Annotated in this window: 19 protein-coding genes; 17 read left to right on the top strand and 2 right to left on the bottom strand. The window is 58.2% G+C overall.

The window, feature by feature from the left end; all coding sequences use genetic code 11:
- Positions 1-75: 75 nt before the first annotated feature.
- The 14 genes from AC2TF6_RS06660 (at position 76) to AC2TF6_RS06725 (ending at position 14,260) form a co-directional block, all read left to right on the top strand.
- A complete protein-coding gene (locus AC2TF6_RS06660) occupies positions 76-798 on the top strand; it encodes a sugar phosphate nucleotidyltransferase (RefSeq protein ID WP_491310409.1) in 723 nt (240 codons plus the stop codon).
- A complete protein-coding gene (rfbB, locus tag AC2TF6_RS06665) occupies positions 798-1,814 on the top strand; it encodes a dTDP-glucose 4,6-dehydratase (RefSeq protein WP_491310410.1) in 1,017 nt (338 codons plus the stop codon). Before AC2TF6_RS06660 ends, rfbB begins: the two co-directional genes overlap by 1 nt.
- Positions 1,811-2,680 carry a dTDP-4-dehydrorhamnose reductase gene (gene rfbD / locus AC2TF6_RS06670; protein ID WP_491310411.1) on the top strand — a complete coding sequence of 290 codons (870 nt, stop codon included), beginning with the start codon at positions 1,811-1,813 and terminating at the stop codon, positions 2,678-2,680. The genes rfbB and rfbD overlap by 4 nt, the downstream gene beginning before the upstream one ends.
- Positions 2,673-3,785, top strand: coding sequence for a CgeB family protein (locus tag AC2TF6_RS06675; protein ID WP_491310412.1), 1,113 nt, complete (start codon positions 2,673-2,675; stop codon positions 3,783-3,785). The genes rfbD and AC2TF6_RS06675 overlap by 8 nt, the downstream gene beginning before the upstream one ends.
- A 28-nt stretch (positions 3,786-3,813) precedes the next feature.
- Positions 3,814-4,932: a CgeB family protein gene (locus tag AC2TF6_RS06680; RefSeq protein WP_491310413.1), complete on the top strand. Its 1,119-nt coding sequence runs from the start codon at positions 3,814-3,816 to the stop codon at positions 4,930-4,932.
- A gap of 137 nt (positions 4,933-5,069) precedes the next feature.
- On the top strand, positions 5,070-5,486 hold the full coding sequence (locus AC2TF6_RS06685) for a hypothetical protein (protein ID WP_491310414.1): 417 nt from the start codon (positions 5,070-5,072) through the stop codon (positions 5,484-5,486).
- A 281-nt stretch (positions 5,487-5,767) separates the two neighbouring features.
- The gene (locus AC2TF6_RS06690; protein ID WP_491310415.1) at positions 5,768-7,519 is read left to right on the top strand and encodes a glycosyltransferase; all 1,752 of its coding nucleotides are present in this window, start codon (positions 5,768-5,770) and stop codon (positions 7,517-7,519) included.
- A gap of 73 nt (positions 7,520-7,592) precedes the next feature.
- Positions 7,593-8,687, top strand: a complete 1,095-nt coding sequence (gene wecB / locus AC2TF6_RS06695) for a non-hydrolyzing UDP-N-acetylglucosamine 2-epimerase (protein ID WP_491310416.1) — start codon at positions 7,593-7,595, stop codon at positions 8,685-8,687.
- Positions 8,677-9,663: a polysaccharide biosynthesis protein gene (locus AC2TF6_RS06700; RefSeq protein WP_009676948.1), complete on the top strand. Its 987-nt coding sequence runs from the start codon at positions 8,677-8,679 to the stop codon at positions 9,661-9,663. The genes wecB and AC2TF6_RS06700 overlap by 11 nt, the downstream gene beginning before the upstream one ends.
- Complete coding sequence (locus AC2TF6_RS06705; protein WP_491310417.1) at positions 9,660-10,508, top strand: SDR family oxidoreductase; 849 nt, start codon at positions 9,660-9,662, stop codon at positions 10,506-10,508. The genes AC2TF6_RS06700 and AC2TF6_RS06705 overlap by 4 nt, the downstream gene beginning before the upstream one ends.
- Positions 10,493-11,500: an NAD-dependent epimerase/dehydratase family protein gene (locus AC2TF6_RS06710; protein ID WP_491310418.1), complete on the top strand. Its 1,008-nt coding sequence runs from the start codon at positions 10,493-10,495 to the stop codon at positions 11,498-11,500. The genes AC2TF6_RS06705 and AC2TF6_RS06710 overlap by 16 nt, the downstream gene beginning before the upstream one ends.
- Positions 11,501-11,537: 37 nt before the next feature.
- A complete protein-coding gene (locus AC2TF6_RS06715) occupies positions 11,538-12,359 on the top strand; it encodes a glycosyltransferase (RefSeq protein WP_491310419.1) in 822 nt (273 codons plus the stop codon).
- Between the two features lie 31 nt (positions 12,360-12,390).
- Positions 12,391-13,134 carry a glycosyltransferase gene (locus AC2TF6_RS06720; protein WP_491310420.1) on the top strand — a complete coding sequence of 248 codons (744 nt, stop codon included), beginning with the start codon at positions 12,391-12,393 and terminating at the stop codon, positions 13,132-13,134.
- Between the two features lie 43 nt (positions 13,135-13,177).
- Positions 13,178-14,260: a glycosyltransferase family 4 protein gene (locus AC2TF6_RS06725; RefSeq protein WP_491310421.1), complete on the top strand. Its 1,083-nt coding sequence runs from the start codon at positions 13,178-13,180 to the stop codon at positions 14,258-14,260.
- Positions 14,261-14,339: 79 nt separating this feature from the next.
- On the opposite strand, the gene AC2TF6_RS06730 is transcribed toward AC2TF6_RS06725, so the two are convergent.
- Positions 14,340-15,536, bottom strand: coding sequence for a glycosyltransferase family 2 protein (locus tag AC2TF6_RS06730; protein ID WP_491310422.1), 1,197 nt, complete (start codon positions 15,534-15,536; stop codon positions 14,340-14,342).
- A 206-nt stretch (positions 15,537-15,742) separates the two neighbouring features.
- Here AC2TF6_RS06730 and AC2TF6_RS06735 point away from each other — a divergent pair, with 206 nt between their 5' ends.
- On the top strand, positions 15,743-15,979 hold the full coding sequence (locus AC2TF6_RS06735) for a hypothetical protein (RefSeq protein WP_491310423.1): 237 nt from the start codon (positions 15,743-15,745) through the stop codon (positions 15,977-15,979).
- 101 nt (positions 15,980-16,080) lie between these two features.
- On the opposite strand, the gene AC2TF6_RS06740 is transcribed toward AC2TF6_RS06735, so the two are convergent.
- Entirely contained in the window at positions 16,081-16,434 is a 354-nt protein-coding gene (locus AC2TF6_RS06740; RefSeq protein WP_491310424.1) for a hypothetical protein, read from the bottom strand.
- Positions 16,435-16,633: 199 nt separating this feature from the next.
- Here AC2TF6_RS06740 and AC2TF6_RS06745 point away from each other — a divergent pair, with 199 nt between their 5' ends.
- Both AC2TF6_RS06745 and AC2TF6_RS06750 read left to right on the top strand, forming a co-directional pair.
- Positions 16,634-17,860, top strand: a complete 1,227-nt coding sequence (locus tag AC2TF6_RS06745; protein WP_491310425.1) for a glycosyltransferase family 4 protein — start codon at positions 16,634-16,636, stop codon at positions 17,858-17,860.
- Positions 17,861-17,892: 32 nt separating this feature from the next.
- Entirely contained in the window at positions 17,893-18,075 is a 183-nt protein-coding gene (locus tag AC2TF6_RS06750) for a hypothetical protein (RefSeq protein WP_009676939.1), read from the top strand.
- The last annotated feature ends 42 nt before the right edge of the window (positions 18,076-18,117 follow it).

Consider the following 18,117-nt stretch of genomic DNA (forward strand, 5'->3'; position numbering starts at 1 on the left):
ACTGGAAATTAAATCGTGAAGTTTGGCGGCGGCTTTCTTATTTTCCGGAAAGCATGCGGGAAAGGGGTGTGCCTGGTGAAAGGAGTTATACTGGCGGGTGGAACGGGAAGCAGACTGCGTCCCTTGACGAGCCTGATGAATAAGCATCTTCTGCCTGTCGGGAAATATCCGATGATTCATTATTCCGTGATGAAGCTGAAGGAAGCGGGCGTGAAAGAAATTTTGCTGGTCACGGGCAAGCAATCCGCCGGTCTGTATACGGAATATTTGGGGAGCGGCTCGCAGTGGGGCGTTTCCATTACGTACGCGGTCCAGGAACAGGCTGGGGGGATTGCCGAAGGGCTTAGCCTCGCGGAGCGTTTTATCGGGCGGGATAAGAAATTCGTGATGCTGCTCGGGGATAATCTTTTTCAGGATTCTCTGGAGCCTTTTCTTCGCGATTTCGAAAGCCAGTCTGAAGGAGCCATGGTGCTGCTGAAAGAAGTCCCCGACCCCGAACGGTACGGCGTGCCTGTTTTCACGGATGGAAGAATTGTCCATATTGATGAAAAACCGGCAAGGCCGAAATCCTCTTATAGTGTGACGGGGATTTATTTCTATGACGCCGAAGTGTTCCATGTTCTGAAAACGTGCCGTCCCTCCGAGCGGGGAGAGCTGGAAATTACGGACGTAAACAATGCGTATGCCCTCAAAGGACGGCTTGCCTACAGGATATTGAGCAATTGGTGGGTGGATGCGGGAACTCACGAATCCCTGTATGAAGCGATCCGCCACATGTGGAAGGAGGAGGAAGGATAATGGCCGTTCTCCTTGTAACAGGCGGTATGGGGTTTATCGGAAGTCATTTTATCCGGTTCTGGCACAACCGTCATCCGCAGGACTCACTGATTAATCTGGACCTGCTTACGTATGCGGGCAACCCGTATAACCTGACGGATCTTCAGGATTCGCCCCGTTACCGGTTTATTCGCGGAGATATCGCGGATGCCCCGTTTCTTGAGCGGCTGATGGGCGGAACCTCCATAGACGCTGTCGTTCATTTCGCCGCCGAATCTCACGTGGACCGGAGCATCCGGGACCCCGCCGCTTTCGTGCGGACGAATGTGCTGGGGACCCAGCAGCTGCTGGAAGCCGCGCGCCGTGAGGGTGTCCCGAAATTTGTCCATGTCTCCACGGACGAGGTATACGGGACGCTCGGGACCTCCGGCGTTTTTACCGAAGAGACTCCCCTTGCGCCCAACAGTCCCTATTCGGCCTCCAAAGCGGGCTCGGATCTGCTGGCGCGGGCTTACCACGAAACTTACGGATACCCGGTTGCCGTCACACGCTGCTCCAACAATTACGGGCCGATGCAGTTTCCGGAAAAACTGATCCCCACTCTCATCATCCGGGCGCTGCGGGATTTGCCGCTGCCTCTCTACGGAGACGGGGAGCATGTGCGCGACTGGCTTCATGTCGGAGATCATTGTGCGGCCATCGCCGCCGTGCTCGAATCCGGCAGGCCGGGTGAAGTTTACAACGTCGGGGGAGGCAGCGAGCGCACGAACCTGGAAGTCGCCAGGACCGTCCTGAAGGCGCTTGGCAAGTCCGACACCCTGATCTCCTTTGCGCCGGACCGGCCGGGTCATGACAGAAGATACGCGATCGATGCTTCCAAGCTGACCGGCGAGCTGGGTTGGAAGCCTGCTTATACGTTTGAGGAGGGACTGCGCTCTACAGTGGACTGGTATGTCCGGAACCGGACCTGGTGGGATCGGATTTTAAGCGGAGAATACCGGGGCCATCATCTCTTGAAAGGAGGCGGTCCCGCATGAAAATACTGATTACCGGAGCGGGCGGACAACTCGGGAGCGATCTTGTCCGGGTACTGTCCCCGCGGCATAAGCTTGCCGCATTGACCCGGCACGAGCTGGATGTGGGAGACGGAGAGGCCGTGGACGCGGCCGTATTCCGGGAACAGCCCGAGATTATAATCCATGCGGCGGCTTATACGGACGTGGACGGGGCGGAACGCGAGATCGACCGGGCCTACCGTGTAAATTCCGCAGGCACCTGGCATATGGCGGAGGCGGCTGAGCGCATCGGAGCGAAGTTCGTCTACGTCAGCACGGATTACGTGTTCGACGGCTGTAAAGGCGCTCCTTATATTGAACGGGATAAACCGAATCCGCTCAGTGTTTACGGGACCTCCAAGCTGCACGGGGAAAAATTCGCGTCGATGCTGTGCGAGCGTCATTTTATCGTCCGGACTTCCTGGCTGTACGGCCGCGGAGGCAACAATTTCGTCGCCAAAATCGTGGAGAAGGCGAGGAGGGGAGCCGAACTGAGCCTGGTGGACGATGTATTCGGATCGCCGACCTACAGCCACGATCTGGCCGTCTTTATCGGCTCGCTCATTGAAACGGAGGAATACGGGACTTATCACGGCTCGAACGGAGGCGTCTGCACCCGGTACGAATTCGCCCGCGAGATCATCCGGGTTCTTGGCATGGAAGGCGTGAAGCTGCGCCGGGCCAAGGCCGACATGTTTCCTCTCCCGGCGGCAAGACCGGCACACTCGGCGCTGGCCGATACGGCTGCCGGGGCGATCGGCGTCAAGCCGCTCCGGCCGTGGAAGGAAGCGCTCTGTCACTTTCTCCTGACGGACCTGGCGGACGGGAGAGAAGCCAGCCATGCTTGAACGGGTTAAACGCGGCCGGCATCCCGTGAAAACGCCGGAGAAAGCCCGGAGCGAAGGCTACATTCGAGGCTGGGAACAAGGCTGCCGCCACGGCAGCTGCCAGGCGGTTCTGAACCGGCTTCCCGCTCCGGACTTCGGCTTTATCGAGAAGCGGGTTCTGTTTGTCCTGCAGGGTTTCGAAGCGATTGATGCGGGAATCCAGCAGGGGCTGGCGGCTTTGACGCGGGAGCTTATCGTGTGCGCGCCGGAGCATATGCTGCAGACGGCAGCCTCCTCCAGGCCGGATATGATGCTGGTGCTGAACGGACTCCATGTGTTCCCGGAGGATCATCTGGTCCAGGCGGACGGAGTCCGGAGGCTCGGGATCCAGACGGCTGTCTGGTTCGCGGACGATCCGTATTTTATGGATCTCACGCCGGCGATTGTGCCTCATTACGACTACATTTTTACCCATGAGCGCAACGCGGTCGCGTACTACCGGTCCCTGGGGTGCGAGCGTGTGTTCCATCTGCCTCTGGCCGCGGCCGGGCATATTTATTACCCGCAGCCGGTGGAACCGTCCTATCTCAGCGATGTGTGCTTTATCGGGAACGCTTTTCCGAACCGCATTGATTTTATCGACGCGCTGGCTCCTGCCCTGGCAGGGAGAAAAGTGGTGCTGATCGGGGCGCTCTGGGACCGGCTGGAGCATTATAAGCAGCTGCGCGGGGGCATTCACCTGGGATGGAAGCCGATGGACGAGGCGGCGAAGTATTATAACGGCGCCAGAATCGTATTAAACCTGCACCGGGCTCCCCTCGATCCCGTGTACAGCAAAAATAAAATCGGGCTGCCGGCGGGTTCCATCAACCCGCGCACCTATGAAATAGCGGCCTGCGGCGCGTTTCAATTAACGGACCTGCGTGGGGATCTCGCGGAATTTTATACCCCGGGTGCGGAAATAGAGACGTTCCAGTCGCCGGAGGACTGCGCAGGCAAGCTGCTGTATTATCTTCGGAACGAGGAAAGAAGAAGAGAGATAGCCGTCCGGGGAATGATGAGGACGCGCGCAAGCCACAGCTTCGAAGCAAGGCTTAACCAACTGCTTCAAATCGTTTTCGGCTAGACGGAATTTGTAGAAGGAGGTGGAGCAGATGGCTGCTCTGTCCAAAGGAGGCCGTTCTCTCGCGGTAAAACAAGCGAAAAGTTGGCAGAACGGGTACGCCCTGGGCGCCCAGGCCGGTTACCGGTTGGGTCGGTGCGAATCGATTATGCACCGGATTTCTCTTGCGCCCACGGCTTTTTGGGATAAAAAAGTGCTCTATGTAACGTCCGGGAAGGGACTTCCTTATTCCCCTCTGGATACGGGGATTATCGAAACCATACGGCCGATGGTGCGGGAACTCGTTTTTGCCCAGCCCGCTCACGATCTGGCTTTGACGGCTGCCCGGGAAATGCCCGACTTTGTTCTGGTGCTCGATGGGATGATGCTGCCCATGGACCAGCTGGAGCTGATCCGCAAATGGGGGATCAAAACCGCCGTCTGGCTGCTGGACGATCCGTATTATACGGACGTGACGCTGAATCTGGCGCTGTCTTTCGACTACGTGTTCACGATAGAGCTGAACTGCGTCAGCTTTTATTCCGAAAGCGGGTGTCCGAACGTTCATTATCTGCCCCTTGCCACGGACCCCTCCGTGTACCGTCCCAAAGCCGTTGCGGCAGGGAACAACAGGGGAGCGTGTTTCGTAGGATCGGGGTATTGGAACCGGGCCCAGATTTTTAATTCCATAACGCCCACGCTGCTTAGACACGACGTTCACTTTACGGGCTTATGGTGGGATCGGCTCGCCGCCTATTCCAAACTGTCGGGGAGAATCAATCTCAACAAATGGATGGGTCCTGAGGAAACGGCCGATTACTACAACGGTTCGAAAATCGTTATCAATCTGCATCGGGCCTACGATGATGAACAGTTTAATAACAACAGCCGCGGAATCCAAGCCGTGTCTCCCAACCCGCGCACGTTCGAAATTTCGGCCTGCGGTGTGCTTCAACTGACCGATATCCGGAACGATCTGTCCCGTTTTTACGAGCCCGGCACGGAAATCGTGACCTACGGATCGGCGGAAGAGCTCCGCGATAAGCTGGAATATTACCTGACCCATGAGGAAGAAGGCAGGGAAATTGCCCTGCGCGGACTGAGCAGGACGATGAGGGAGCATACATTTACGAACCGGCTGACGGACTTGTTCCGGGTCGTATTCGGTTGATTTTTCCCGGGATTCCTGGCGAGCAATAGGGGCGCGAGCGGAAAGCGGCGGGGACGGCAGCGGCATATAGTGAAGGAAGCGCGTAGGCGCGGCAGCCGCCTGCCCGTATCACTTACGGGGAAGGGACGAAAACTACCATGAACAAGAAGACAAGAGCCAAACCGGCACGGGTAAAAAAAAGGCGGACGGCCGGAACGGCCGCCGCAAAATCCGCTAAAAAGCGGCTGATTACGGCCGCTGCAGCTTCATCGGGACCGCCGGTAAAACGGAAAGCCAGGCTAAAGAAAGTGTCCGGGACGGCCGCCGCGAAAAGCAGGAAAGCGAGAGTTGTTTCCCCGAAGGGGACCGGCGGCAAGAAGAAAAGCGCGAAAGCCGGCCGGTGGAAAAGGCTGAGGAAAAAACGCCTCCTGTCCGCTTCCGGGAGACGCAGAACCGCGGTCGATACCGCTTATAAGCAGGCATTTAACGAAGGGTACGATTCCGGTTTCCAGGCCGGCTTCTCTCAGGGCGTCACGGACGGGGAGCATATTCTGGCAGAGGCGGCGGCCGGGTAGCGTTCCGGTGCGGATACCCGCCAGGGACTTCCTTAGGGGAAGTCCTTTTTTTTGCGGCCGGATTTCGTCGAACCGCTCCGTTTCCGCGCAGCCGCGGGATGTCCGACGGGGTACTTGGGATGAGGAAGGCCGGTTTTTCGCGAAAACGTCCTGTGTTTTTCCAAATTGTACGAATGCTAGGGGTTCAACTGTCGTGCCTTGTAGAATGTCCCGCTAATATATTGTACTACCCACACAGATAAGGAGGTGAACACCATATCCGATCCGCAGGTATGTATCCGATGAATGCACGAAGGATCATGCTGTTCTCGCATTTGTGCTCCAGACAGCATATAACCGGAGCCGAGAAGCTGCTGCTTTTCATGGCCCGGGAACTGAAAGAACGGCATGACTGCATCCTGGTCGTACCGGGCGAAGGTGTTCTTTCCCGGGAGGCGCGGGCGGCCGGCATTTATACCCTGGTTGTACCGTTCCCGCTCGTGTGGGAGGTGTACACCCCGGATGCCGGTCTTACGGGACAGCTGGATAGGCTGCCGGTCACGGAGCCGGGAGCTTTGGTGAAATTGCTGCGCGTGCTCGGTCAATATCGGCCTGATCTGGTCATCTCTAATACATGTGTCAACGTGCTGCCCCCTGTGGCGGCCAAGGCTCTGGGGATTCCGGTGCTCTGGATGATTACGGAAAAAATGACGAACACGGCCTTCACGCCGGTTTCGACGGAGTTTATCCACCGGCATGCGGATCTGGTAGCGGGCATCTCGGAAGCGACTTTAGTCCCTTTCGGCGTCAAGGAAGCGGAATCGCAGATCGTGATGTATCCGTCCTGGCATGCGGAAACAATGGAGAACGGTGACTGGAGCGTGCTGCGCGAGCGGCGCAGAGCCGGGTCCGGCATCGGCAGCGGCGAAGTGCTGGCGGGCTATATCGCTTCGGACATTTATCCGCTCAAGGGATTGGATCACTTTATCGGGGCCGCGCTGGAGCTTTGTCCCGCTTACCCTCACGTTCATTACCTGATTTCGGGCAAACCGACGGACGCCGCTTTTTACCGGCAGTGCCGTGATTTGACGGTCCAATCGGGATACGGCGGAAGATTTCATTGGACCGCTTTTGAAAAAGAAGTGGCCTCGCTATACACGGCCATGGATTTCGTTGTCGTTCCGAGCTTGACGGAAGAAGGCTTCGGCATGACCGCACTGGAAGGCATGATGTTCGGCAAGCCGGTGATCGCTTTCGATTCCGGCGGACTGCGGGAAATTCTTGGGCATACCGGGAATGCCCGTTTTCTTGTGCCGAAAGGAGATACCCGGACTCTAGCGGCACGGATGAGAGAGCTGGTCGAGGACCCGCTTCTGCGGATGCAGACCGGGGAAGCGAACCTCTCCGCAGTCCGGAGCGTCTTCGGCATCGGGGCTTACCGGTCCAGACAGGAGCAGCTTCTGGCAAGGCTGGAAAACAAGCTGGCGGCCCGTCAAAACAATCCGCAGCCGCAGGTCCCGCCCGTTCTTGGCGGCGTGCCCGGGCCCCTGGTCATCGTCAGGGGCGTGCGGCCGGGCTTCTACCTGCTGCGGGACGGCATCCGTTACCCGGTGACCAAAGCGCAGCGGCTGCGGCTCGGGGCGGGCGTGGTGCGGGTTCCGGAGGGGCTCTTGGCTTCCCGGCCTGTCGGCACGGTCCTGAGCTTCTCGGAGGAAGCTGCACCGCCGCCTTGGACCGGCGCCAAGCCAGCCCGCCGCAAGAGCGTGCGTGCGGCGCGCAAGAGGCGACCCGGCGGCGCCAAGCCAGCCCGCCGCAAGAGCGTGCGTGCGGCCCGCAAGAGGCGCCCCGGCGCTAAGCCGGCCCGCCGCAAGAGCGTGCGTGCGGCGCGCAAGAGGCGCCCCGGCACCAAGCCGGCCCGCCGCAAGAGCGTGCGTGCGGCGGGCAAGAGGCGCCCCGGCGCCAAGCCGGCCCGCCGCAAGAGCGTGCGTGCGGCGCGCAAAAGGCGCCCCGGCGCCAAGCCGGCCCGCCGCAAGAGCGTGCGTGCGGCGGCCTGACAGCCCGTCCGCAGCCGGTCTGCGGTTCAAGGACTGAAGGCAATCAGCCTATCACGGAAGGAAGGTGGCACCGTTGAAAATCGTGACGTTGCTCGGCACACGGCCGGAAATTATCCGGCTGAGCCTGATCATGCGCAAGCTTGACGAATTGGCGGAGAAACATGTCGTGGTGCACACGGGCCAGAACTTTACGTATACGCTCAGCGACGTGTTCTTCCGGGAACTCGGATTGCGGCAGCCTGATCATGTGCTCCAGGACCGGCAGCAGTCTCTGGGTGCGCAGCTTGCGACGATGTTCGGCGAGCTGGAGACGATCCTGAACACGGAGCGGCCCGACCGTGTCCTGCTGCTGGGCGATACGAACAGCGCCCTGGGCGCTGTGCTGGCCGAGAGAATGGGCATTCCCGTCATTCATATGGAGGCGGGCAACCGCTGCTACGATCTGACCGTACCTGAGGAGAAAAACCGCCGCATTATCGATGCGGTGTCCACGATAAACATGCCGTACACGAAGCAGAGCAAAGAACATCTTGTCAGGGAGGGCGTGCCGAGCCAGCGCATCGTCCGTACCGGCAATCCGATCTACGAGGTGCTGCGGCACTACAGCGGCCAAATCGAGCAAAGCGACGTGCTGGAGCGTCTGAGCCTGACGCCGGGCGGGTATTTCGCGGCAACCATCCACCGGGCGGAGAATGTGGATCATCCCGTTCATCTGCGCGAAATCATGAACGGCCTGAGCGGGGTGGCGGAACGCTTCGGCAAACGCATCCTGTGCAGCCTGCATCCCCGTACCAAGTCCCGCCTGGAGGCGGAAGACAGCCTGAGCATTCATCCGCTGGTCGAGTTTCACGAGCCTTTCGGATTTTTCGATTTCGTGAAGCTGGAGAAGAATGCGGACTGCGTCCTGACGGACAGCGGGACGGTTCAGGAAGAATGCTGCATTTTCCACGTGCCTACCGTTACCGTGCGCCGGACGACCGAACGGCCTGAGACGATTGACTGCGGCAGCAATGTGGTGTCGGGACTGGATGCGAAACGGATTGTATCCGCCGCCGGCCTGATGACGCATATGCCCCGGGACTGGGAATGCCCGGAAGGTTATCTGGACACGGACGTATCGGCAAAAGTCGTGAAATATGTACTGGGAGGGAATCTTCATGTTTCGTAATACGAGGATATTGGTAACCGGAGGAACCGGTTCTTGGGGCTATGAATTGATCCGGCAGCTTCTTCCTCAAGAGCCCAAGGAAATCATTGTGTTTTCCCGGAACGAATCGACTCAGGTGGCGATGCAGCGCTCTTTTGAAGATAACCGCCTCAGTTTCTGCATCGGGGATATCCGCGACCGCGAAGCTTTGATCCGCGCGACGGAGGAGGTGGATTATGTGTTCCATCTGGCCGCCCTCAAGCACGTTCCCGTTTGCGAGGAACAGCCCTACGAAGCGCTCAAAACCAACGTAGTCGGCACCCAGTATGTTATCGAGGCGGCTATCGAGAACAAGGTCAAGAAAGTCATCTACATCTCGACGGACAAAGCGGCGAATCCTTCCAACTTCTACGGCATGACCAAAGCGATCGGGGAGAAGTTGATCGTGCAAGCCAACCTTTTGCGGACGGATACGAAGTTTGTCTGTGTCCGGGGCGGCAACGTGCTGGGAACCAACGGCAGCGTGATTCACTTGTTCCACAAGCAGATCCACGAGAAAAATCAGATTTCGATTACGGATAAGGCCATGACCCGCTTTTTCCTGACGCTCGAAGAGGCGATTTCCCTGCTTTTCAAAGCCTCGGAAGAAAGTGTGGGCGGCGAGATATTCGTCATGACGATGCCGACCTGCAAAATTCTCGATCTGGCTGACGTGCTTATCGAAGCTTCCGGCAAGACGGGAGTGGCGATCGTGGAAACCGGAACGAGACCTGGCGAGAAGATCCACGAGATTTTGCTTACGGAATTCGAAAGCCAGACGACGGTGCTGTACGACGAGGTATATCTGGTCATTCTGCCGACTCTGGAAATTCCCGGGCTCAAGGATCACTACGCCCCGTATCCCAAGGCGGAAATCAGCAGCTTTTCGTCCAAAGACAATGTGATGGAAAAAGAGGCGATCCGCGCCCTGCTCGTTAAAGGAGGTTTTCTTGCATGAAGCTGCTCGTCACCGGTGGGCAGGGGATGGCGGGACATGTGATGGTCCGGTATCTGCGCCGTCTGCCCGGATTTCAGGTCGCTTATACAACACGGGACGGGGGCGACCGGGAAGGGCTGTTTGCCGATGCCAGGGATACGGCCCGGATCCGGGGCATTATCGAAACGTTCCGTCCCGATGCCGTCATTAACTGTATCGGTGTGCTAAACCAATTTGCCGAAGCGGACCCCGTTAACGCCTATCGCGTCAACGGGATTTTCCCGCACGATCTGGCGGAAGCGGCCCTCGGGGCCGGGGGCCGGCTTATTCATATCAGCACGGACTGTGTCTTCTCGGGCCGCCACGGGGACCATACGGAGGATGACGTGCCGGACGGCACCAGTGTATACGGGCGGTCCAAGGCGCTTGGGGAGGTCCGGGAGGCCCCGCACCTGACGGTCCGCACGTCGATCATCGGCCCTGAAATCCGAGAATCGGGCATCGGGCTGCTCCATTGGTTCCTGAGTCGGGAGGGGGAAGCGGAAGTGGGCGGCTACACGAGAGCTTACTGGAACGGCGTCACCACGCTGGAGCTTGCCAAGTTTGTCGAGCACGCGCTGCAGCGTCCGGAGCTAACGGGTCTCGTACATTTGACGGCACCCGTCAAGGTGAGCAAATACGAGCTGCTGAATCTGTTCCGCAAGCAGTTCGGGCGCACGGATATAGAGGTGCGCAAGAACGCTTCCGTCCGCTTGAACCGGACGCTTAAAAATACGCGCGGCGATCTGAACTACGCCATTCCGGGGTATGAAACGATGTTGAAGGAACTGGATGAATGGATGTGTGCGCAATGCCTCGAATCCTGATCACCGGGGCGGGCGGCTTTACGGGCCGCACCGCCTGTGATTATTTTGTCTCCAAGGGCTACGAGGTCGCCGCCGTGGTCCGGAACGCGGGACCGGCGCACGTCAAGCCCGGAAACGGGGAGGCGCCGGTCGTGCCGCATCGCGGGGATGCTTCGGACGTCCCGCCCGTGTCAAACGGGCCAAGTGCGGTGCAAGAGTCCGAGTCCGCTAAGCCCGGCACCGGCATGCCTGCCGGAAAGCTCTATGCCTGCGATTTGACCCGGCAGGAGGACGTGAAGGCGCTGGTCGCGGAAACCGGCCCGGACTGGGTGCTCCACCTGGCCGGACGCAATTCCGTCGCCGAATCGTGGAAGGACCCGGCTGCGTTCCTGCAGGCGAACGTGATGGCTTCCGTGTATCTGCTGGAAGCGCTGCGTATGCAGCCCGGCACGCGGATTCTCGTCGCGGGCTCCATGCTCGGCGCGGCCGAACCCGGCGAGCCGCTCCCGCATCCGTACGGCTTCAGCAAAATGCTGCTGCTGTACGCCGCCCGCTCCTGGCACCGGTGGTTCTCGCAGCAGATCATGGTGGCGCTGCCGTCCAACCTGGTCGGCCCGGGTCCTTCCGGCGGCATCTGCGGGCTGCTCGCCCGCAAAATCGCGGCCCTGGAGAAGGGCGGTCCGCCGGAACCGTTCCGGCTGTCGTCCCTCGGCGAGGAGCGCGATTATCTCGATGTGCGGGACGCGGTCTCGGCCTACGAAACCATTCTCGGCCACGGAGAGCCGGGGGCGGTCTACCGCATCGGATCGGAGTGGCTGCGTCCGCTCGGCGAGATCGTCTCGGTCTTCCGCTCGCTGACTCCGGCGGCGCTGCCTCTGGAGGTCGAGAACAAGCCGCGTCCGGAGCCTGCCAGGCCGATGGATGTCTCGGCCCTGAAGGCGCTGGGCTGGTCGGCGCGGATTCCGTTCGAAACGTCCCTGTCGGATGCGCTGGATTATTACAGGCGGAACTGACGACCGCTCCCACCTTTGAAGGAAAAGAGGTGAATGCATGCTGCCGAAAGTAACGGTCGTGATTCCCTTCTACAACTGTCCGTACGTGGATCAGGCGGTTTCCAGCGTGCTGAACCAGACCTATACCAACATCGAGCTGATTGTAGTGGATGACGGCTCCACGCTGCACAAAGAAAAACTGGAGCCCTATATGGACCGGCTGATTTATATCGGAAAAGAAAACGGGGGAGCCGCATCCGCTCTGAATATGGGCTTTGCTCTCGCCACGGGGGACTATGTAGCCTGGCTGAGCTCCGACGATCTTTTTTACCCGGATAAAATCGGGCATCAGGTGCAGTTCATGCTGGGACGAAACTCGATCTTCAGCCATACGGCCTTCGACCAGATCGACGAGGCGGGAGCCGTCACGCTGGAGAATGTGGCGTCCAGATACCGGTATCCCCATGAATTTACGCGCGCCTTCCTGTCGATCTGCCCCGTCAACGGCTGCACGGTCATGATGCGCCGGGATCTGTTCAGGGCGGTCGGATATTTTGACGAGACACTCCGGTATACCCAGGATTACGAGTTCTGGATCCGCGTGCTGCTGACCGGTTTCTCGCTGGATTTCCTGGATGCCCCGCTTACGCTGTACCGCCTTCACGGCGGCATGGGAACCATGCTCTACCAGCCTGCCATCTGGGAGGAAGTATTAAGCGTCCGCAGCCGTTACCGGCCGTATTTGCTGCGGCATTCGCGAAGCCAGAGGCGGCTTCTGTCCGGAAGAAGGGGTCCGGCATTGCGGCCTCGCAAACGCCCGGCTAACGCGGTCAAATCCCGCAAGGGGAAGGCCGGCAAAGGGGTTAAAAAGCGCAGATAACGGGCAGGCGACTGCGGGAAGGAGGTGGGAAATGCCGCCCCGGGTGAGCATCATAATCCCTTTTTACAATTGCGCTTATGTGGACCAGGCGATCGTCAGCGCGCTAAGCCAGACGTATATCGACCGAGAAATCATCGTGGTGGACGACGGTTCGACCCTGCATCAGGATAAAATAACGCCGTACTTGCCGTGGATCCACTATTTGGGGAAAGCAAACGGAGGAACGGCCTCGGCGCTCAACCACGGAATCCGCCACGCTTCGGGCGATTATATCGCCTGGCTCAGTTCGGACGACCGTTTTCACCCGCATAAACTGGCGGTTCAGCTTAACGGGCTGGCTTCGGCGAATGCGGACATCAGCTTTACGAACTACGAGATTGTCGATGAGCTCGGGCGCATCCTGTACGCGCCTAATTTTCCTACCGATCCGGGAAATACGAAGTATTTCAATACGTCCACGAAGCTGTACACCTACTTGCTCCAGTACAACCCGATCAACGGCTGCACCGTCCTGATGCACAAAAATCTGTTCCGTCACTACGGGTTTTTCGACGAGACGTGCAAGTACACGCAGGACCTGGAGATGTGGCTCCGCCTTGCCGCATCCGGGGTCCGGATCGAGTTCCTGAACGAGAAACTGACCCAGTACCGGCTCCACGGGGAGATGGGCAGCCGGAATCACCAGCCGGCAATCCAGCACGAGGTGGATATGCTGCGAGCCCGTTACAACCCGCTGTTGGCCGCCAAAATCGCTTCCTTGGAAGCCGGGGGATAGGGGCCCGCCCAGTCTCTTGCATCAGCTTGAAAGAAGGTGTGCCATGAAGCTTTTATTCGTGTTCTATATCCCGAGCGGAGGGATGGAGACTCTGAACCGCCAGCGGGTTATCGCGCTGAAGAAGATCGGCATCTCGTGCAGCCTGCTGTATTTGCATGAAGGAACGGGGATGCAGAACCTGGACGGGGTGCCCGTTTACGTGACGAAAGATGAGAAAGAGATTACGGCGCTCGTCAACCGGGAACGGTTTGAGGCGGTTATCATCTCTACGGTGGCCGAACTGATTCTACCCCTGCGGTCAAGCGGCTACACGGGCAAAATCATTTACGAGGCGCAGGGACTGGGGAGCGTGGAGGAAGCGGAGTTTATTCTGAAACGGGTTATCCCGCTGCTCACCCTGCACGCCGATGCCGTGCTGTATCCCCGCACCCCGCACCTGATCCGGATTTTCGAGACGTACTACGCCCGGATGAAAAAGTTCAGCTTTCATAATTGTATCGATATGGAAAGCTTCCGATTTGAAAGGCATCCCGTCGCTCCGGTTCCCATCATCGGGTGGGTAGGAAGGATCGAGCCGAATAAGAACTGGCGGAGTCTTCTGGAGGTCGGACGCTTGTTCAAAACGCGGGGCCGTCCGGTCGAAATCCGCATGTATGTGGATAATACGCTCGGATCGGAAGAGGGGGAGTTCCGTAAGCTGATTGCGGATTACGAGCTGGGTTCCCGCCTGACGGTGCTGGCGAACCTTCCGCACAAAGAAATGGCACGGCAGTATTCCGTCATCGGCGATTCCGGCGGCGTGCTGCTCTCGACCTCGCGCGTGGAAGGATTCGGCTATGCGGTGCTGGAAGCCATGTGCTGCCGGTGTCCCGTCGTCTCGACGGATTCGGACGGAGTCAGGAGCTTTATCGCGGACCGTGTAACGGGAAGGTTCTATCCCCACGACGACCATGAAGAGGCGTTCCGGCAAATTTCGGAGCTCATGGACAACGTCCCGCTGCGGGAGGAAATCCGCTTCAGAGCGAGCCGGCATGCGGCGGAACAGTTTTCTCCGGACCTGTACGGCCGGCAGTTTTCCTGTATGCTGGGCGTGCTTGGAATCGGGCTCATGAAGCAGCATGGTTAAAAACGCTTGGCGGACTCCGCCAAGCGTTTTTTCGCGTACGCGCACGATAGAGAAAGAGGCGCATGGAGACTGCGACCGTCTACCGGAGCAAAAGCTCCTTCAGCTTCGCTGAACGAAACAGTTCGGTTGAGGGCATGCCCGCACGAGGATCGAAGCGGTACGCGAGATCGCTCCGGTCGCCGTTGTAGCAAACGGAATAAGCGCCTTCGGGAGCGCTGCGCAGGGCGGCCGTTAAGACTTGCAGATCCATGTATTCAAAATCCCGCTCCCGGTATGCGATTGCGGCGAACGGGGTCGCAAGCTCTTTCAGGCAGGCATGAACGGCTTCGATAGGCGGCATGCCGGGCAAGAAACGGGTGCTCAGCAGAGGGTCCCGTATCTCGTGAAGTAAACCCTTGGACGCTTTGCCGGGGGTTACGTCGACCACGATCACCTTAAAGTTGCTATAGTATTGGTCCAGGAGGCGGTCGAGCCGGTCGGGGAGACTCCCGGACGCATCGGTCACCGGTAAGTAAACGGTCGTTTCCAGAGGAATGCTTTGTCTTTCCCTGGCTTGCTTTTTGGTCAATCGGAATGCGTGACGCCAGCGCCTGTGCTGCTCGACAGACCCTTTGAGCTTGGCGGAAATGCTGAAATCCGAGTCGACCCGGTATTCCACGAGTTCTACGGGAATATAGCGCAGCTCGCACAGATGAGATAATCTCAGCCAATATTCGTAGTCTTCGACGGGTTCCATGTGGTATCCGCCGATTTTCCGGGCGTAGCACGATTTGTACATAAAAGATACGCCGACAATGCATACGTCGAGAAGTTCTTCTTTCGGCTTATTCTGATACCGGCGGAATTCCTCCTGAAAGGCCTCGTCGCGAAGCGGCAGTCCATCCGCGTCTATCTCACGGAAACAGCTGTAGACCAGCCCGACTTCCTCAGGCGCATGCGCAAGCTCATGCCGCAGAAGCTCGATAAAGTAGGGATGGGTGCGGTTGTCGCTCGACACCCAGGTCACATACCGGATGCGGGGATCTTCAAAAAGCCGCCGGAATCCCCGGTTCAATGAAGCGGATACGCCTACATTCCGCTCGTTCTCCAAAATCTCAACGCGCGGATCGTGGGCCGTCAACTGCCGGATTTGCGGTCCCATTTGTTCCGATACGCCGTCGATCACAATGATAAAGCGGAAATCCGCATACGTTTGGTTAAGGATGGTTTCGATCGCTTCTTGCAAATAAGACGGCCTCTGCAAATACACCGGCATAACAATGCCGACATCACTCATGTAAAGATCCCTTCTTTCCTGGCTGATTGCTCGGACAGACAAACGTACCGCCGTCGCGCCGGATGTTTACATCAGTTTATTCCGCCGCATTTGACGGGTGTGGACATTGGCAGGGGAGGCGGATAATTTCCGAATCGTCCATTGCCGAGGCCAATCTCCGGCATACATTGGAGTACAAGATTATTCGCATTCGACAGGAGGCCCCTATGCCTAACTTTCAAGTGAACGCGGCTTACGGGTTTCCGAATCTGTTCCCGATCGTGGCCCATGTTTTCCCCGGCAACTCCAGCGGTACGATCGCGGCTTACAGGTCCACGGACAACGGGCCCAGTTTCTTGGCGCCGATTATCGTGAATCCGGGATACGGCACGTTCATTAACAACGATTGGACCAAAGTGTTCTTCCGGGATGAAGTTGGTTCGGGAAGTGACTCGAACGCTTGAAACAGCCGTTTCGCAACAGCAAGCCGCAAAAGCAGACAACCCTAAAAGGCCGCTTCCGAAAGAAGGGCCTCTTTTTTACGGGCAAATCCCGGCACTCCCAGTCAGAGCGGATCGATGACCGTCAATTCATTCGTCGTGAAGGTCGCGACAAGAACCCCTTCGTTTTTAGCGTACATAGTCATCGTCAGGGGATAAGGATTGTTCAGATTCGTGTGAATGTGGAGCGTAAAGGGCTGGTTGTGATTATATACCGTCGGCAGATGGGCAATCGAACCGGGCAGCGGAGCGGGGTCGAGATGATGGAGCCCCAGGAGAAAACGGTTCTGGCCTTGATAGCCCTGTATAAGAACGTCGAAATGCCGCTGGTCGATGTTTTGAAAGACAAGATCGAAACACTGGATATAACGCGAGTCGTAAAGTCCGAACTCGTAGGCGTCAAAAAGGTAAATAGACATGGTCACCTTCCCTTCCGTTCAATCGGGCATAGTTCAGTATATGAAATTGCCGCGCAGACGTATGGACACGTACACATTTTGAGCCCGGTGAGGCAAACGACCCGTGAAGGAGGAGAATAGCCGCATATAGTGTAGGGATAAAGGCATGGCGGTGCTGAATGCAGCTTTGTGAGTCTCACGCAGAAAAGAGGGGGCATTCTTGAAGATACTGCTTGCTACCTACTGGCGGTTACCGCATTTGGGCGGAGTATGGCCGCTTATGGTCAAAATGAAAGAAAAGCTGGAGGCGCTCGGCCACGAGGTCGATGTATTCGGCAACAGTGAAGATGAAAGTGTGTTTCATATGCCGTTCAGCGGCCGTGTTTTTTATAAAGAGGCGGTAAGGCCTTTTCTGGAAAAGAAAATAAGCCCCGAGCTGTACCCGGTCCTTCACTCCAGCTCCTGGCTTTCGCATTTTGAAATGAACACCTTGTGCATGGAGCTGGCCGCAGCCTATTTCGGACTGGAGCAATATGACGTGATTCATACGCAGGACGTCCTGGCCACGCGTTCTTTCCGGCGGATCAAATCTCCACGAACGGGACTCGTCGCCAGCCTGCACGGCTCGGTGGCCCACGAGATCAAGCTGCATCTAATGGAAAATAACGTCAACCTGGGGGAGTCCGTCATCTGGCGGTTCCAGTCGGCTATCGAGCACCTCGGCGCCACGAGCAGCGATATTACAATCGCCTCCTCCCAGTGGCTGAAACGCCTGCTGACCATGGAATACTCCGTTCCCGAGCATCAGGTCGAGGTGTTTCAGTACGGGTACGCTACGGGCGATTTCTATGCGCAGATGGCAAGCTCCGCCACCCCGATCTATAAGCCGCCGGGGAAAAAAGCCATTATTTTCACCGGCCGCCTCATCCCGATCAAGGGCGTGTCGCTGCTTATCGAAGCGGTCGGCCTGCTTAGGACGGTGCGGGACGACTTCGTCTGCTGGATCGTGGGAGAAGGCGACCTGGAGGCGGAGCTTAACCGGCAGTGCACGGAGCTGGGACTGCTGGATACGGTCCAGTTTCTGGGCAGGCGGAGTGACGTGCCTTATCTGCTTGCCCAGTCCGATATCTTCGTGCAGCCGAGTTATGTAGACAATCAGCCGCTGTCGCTGATTGAAGCGCAGCTCGCAGGGAAGCCGTCGGTCGTCAGCGACGCCACGGGCGTGCCCGAAATGGTCGAGCACGGCCGTACGGGCCTCATCTTCCCGTCAGGCAACAGCCAGCAGCTGTTCACCCACTTGTACACGCTGCTGGAGAACACGGCTATGCGGGAAGCGATGGGCAGGGAAGCCGGGCAGTGGGGGGCCGTCCACTGGTCCATGGATCTGATGGTTCAGCGGCTTCTCGATGTATACGGCAGGGCGATCGCCAAAGCCGCTCAAGCCTGATTTTCCCTGCGGGGACAGAAAGGAGAAGGAACATGAGCGAGAAAGTGTATGTGATGGGGGACCTGTACAATTCGCTTTTTTCCGTACAAGTGTCCAACCCCGAGTATCTCGTCGATTACAAGCTGTGGAACCAGATCAGAGCCGGACTCCCGGACAACTACCGGATGCCGGACCCGGTTATCCAGCATATTTTGAACAGCCACCCGAACGGGTAGGCGCCGGTTCGCAGAGAACCGGTGCGGCTGGCGTGTCCATGA

Source organism: Paenibacillus sp. JNUCC 35 (assembly GCF_058269095.1).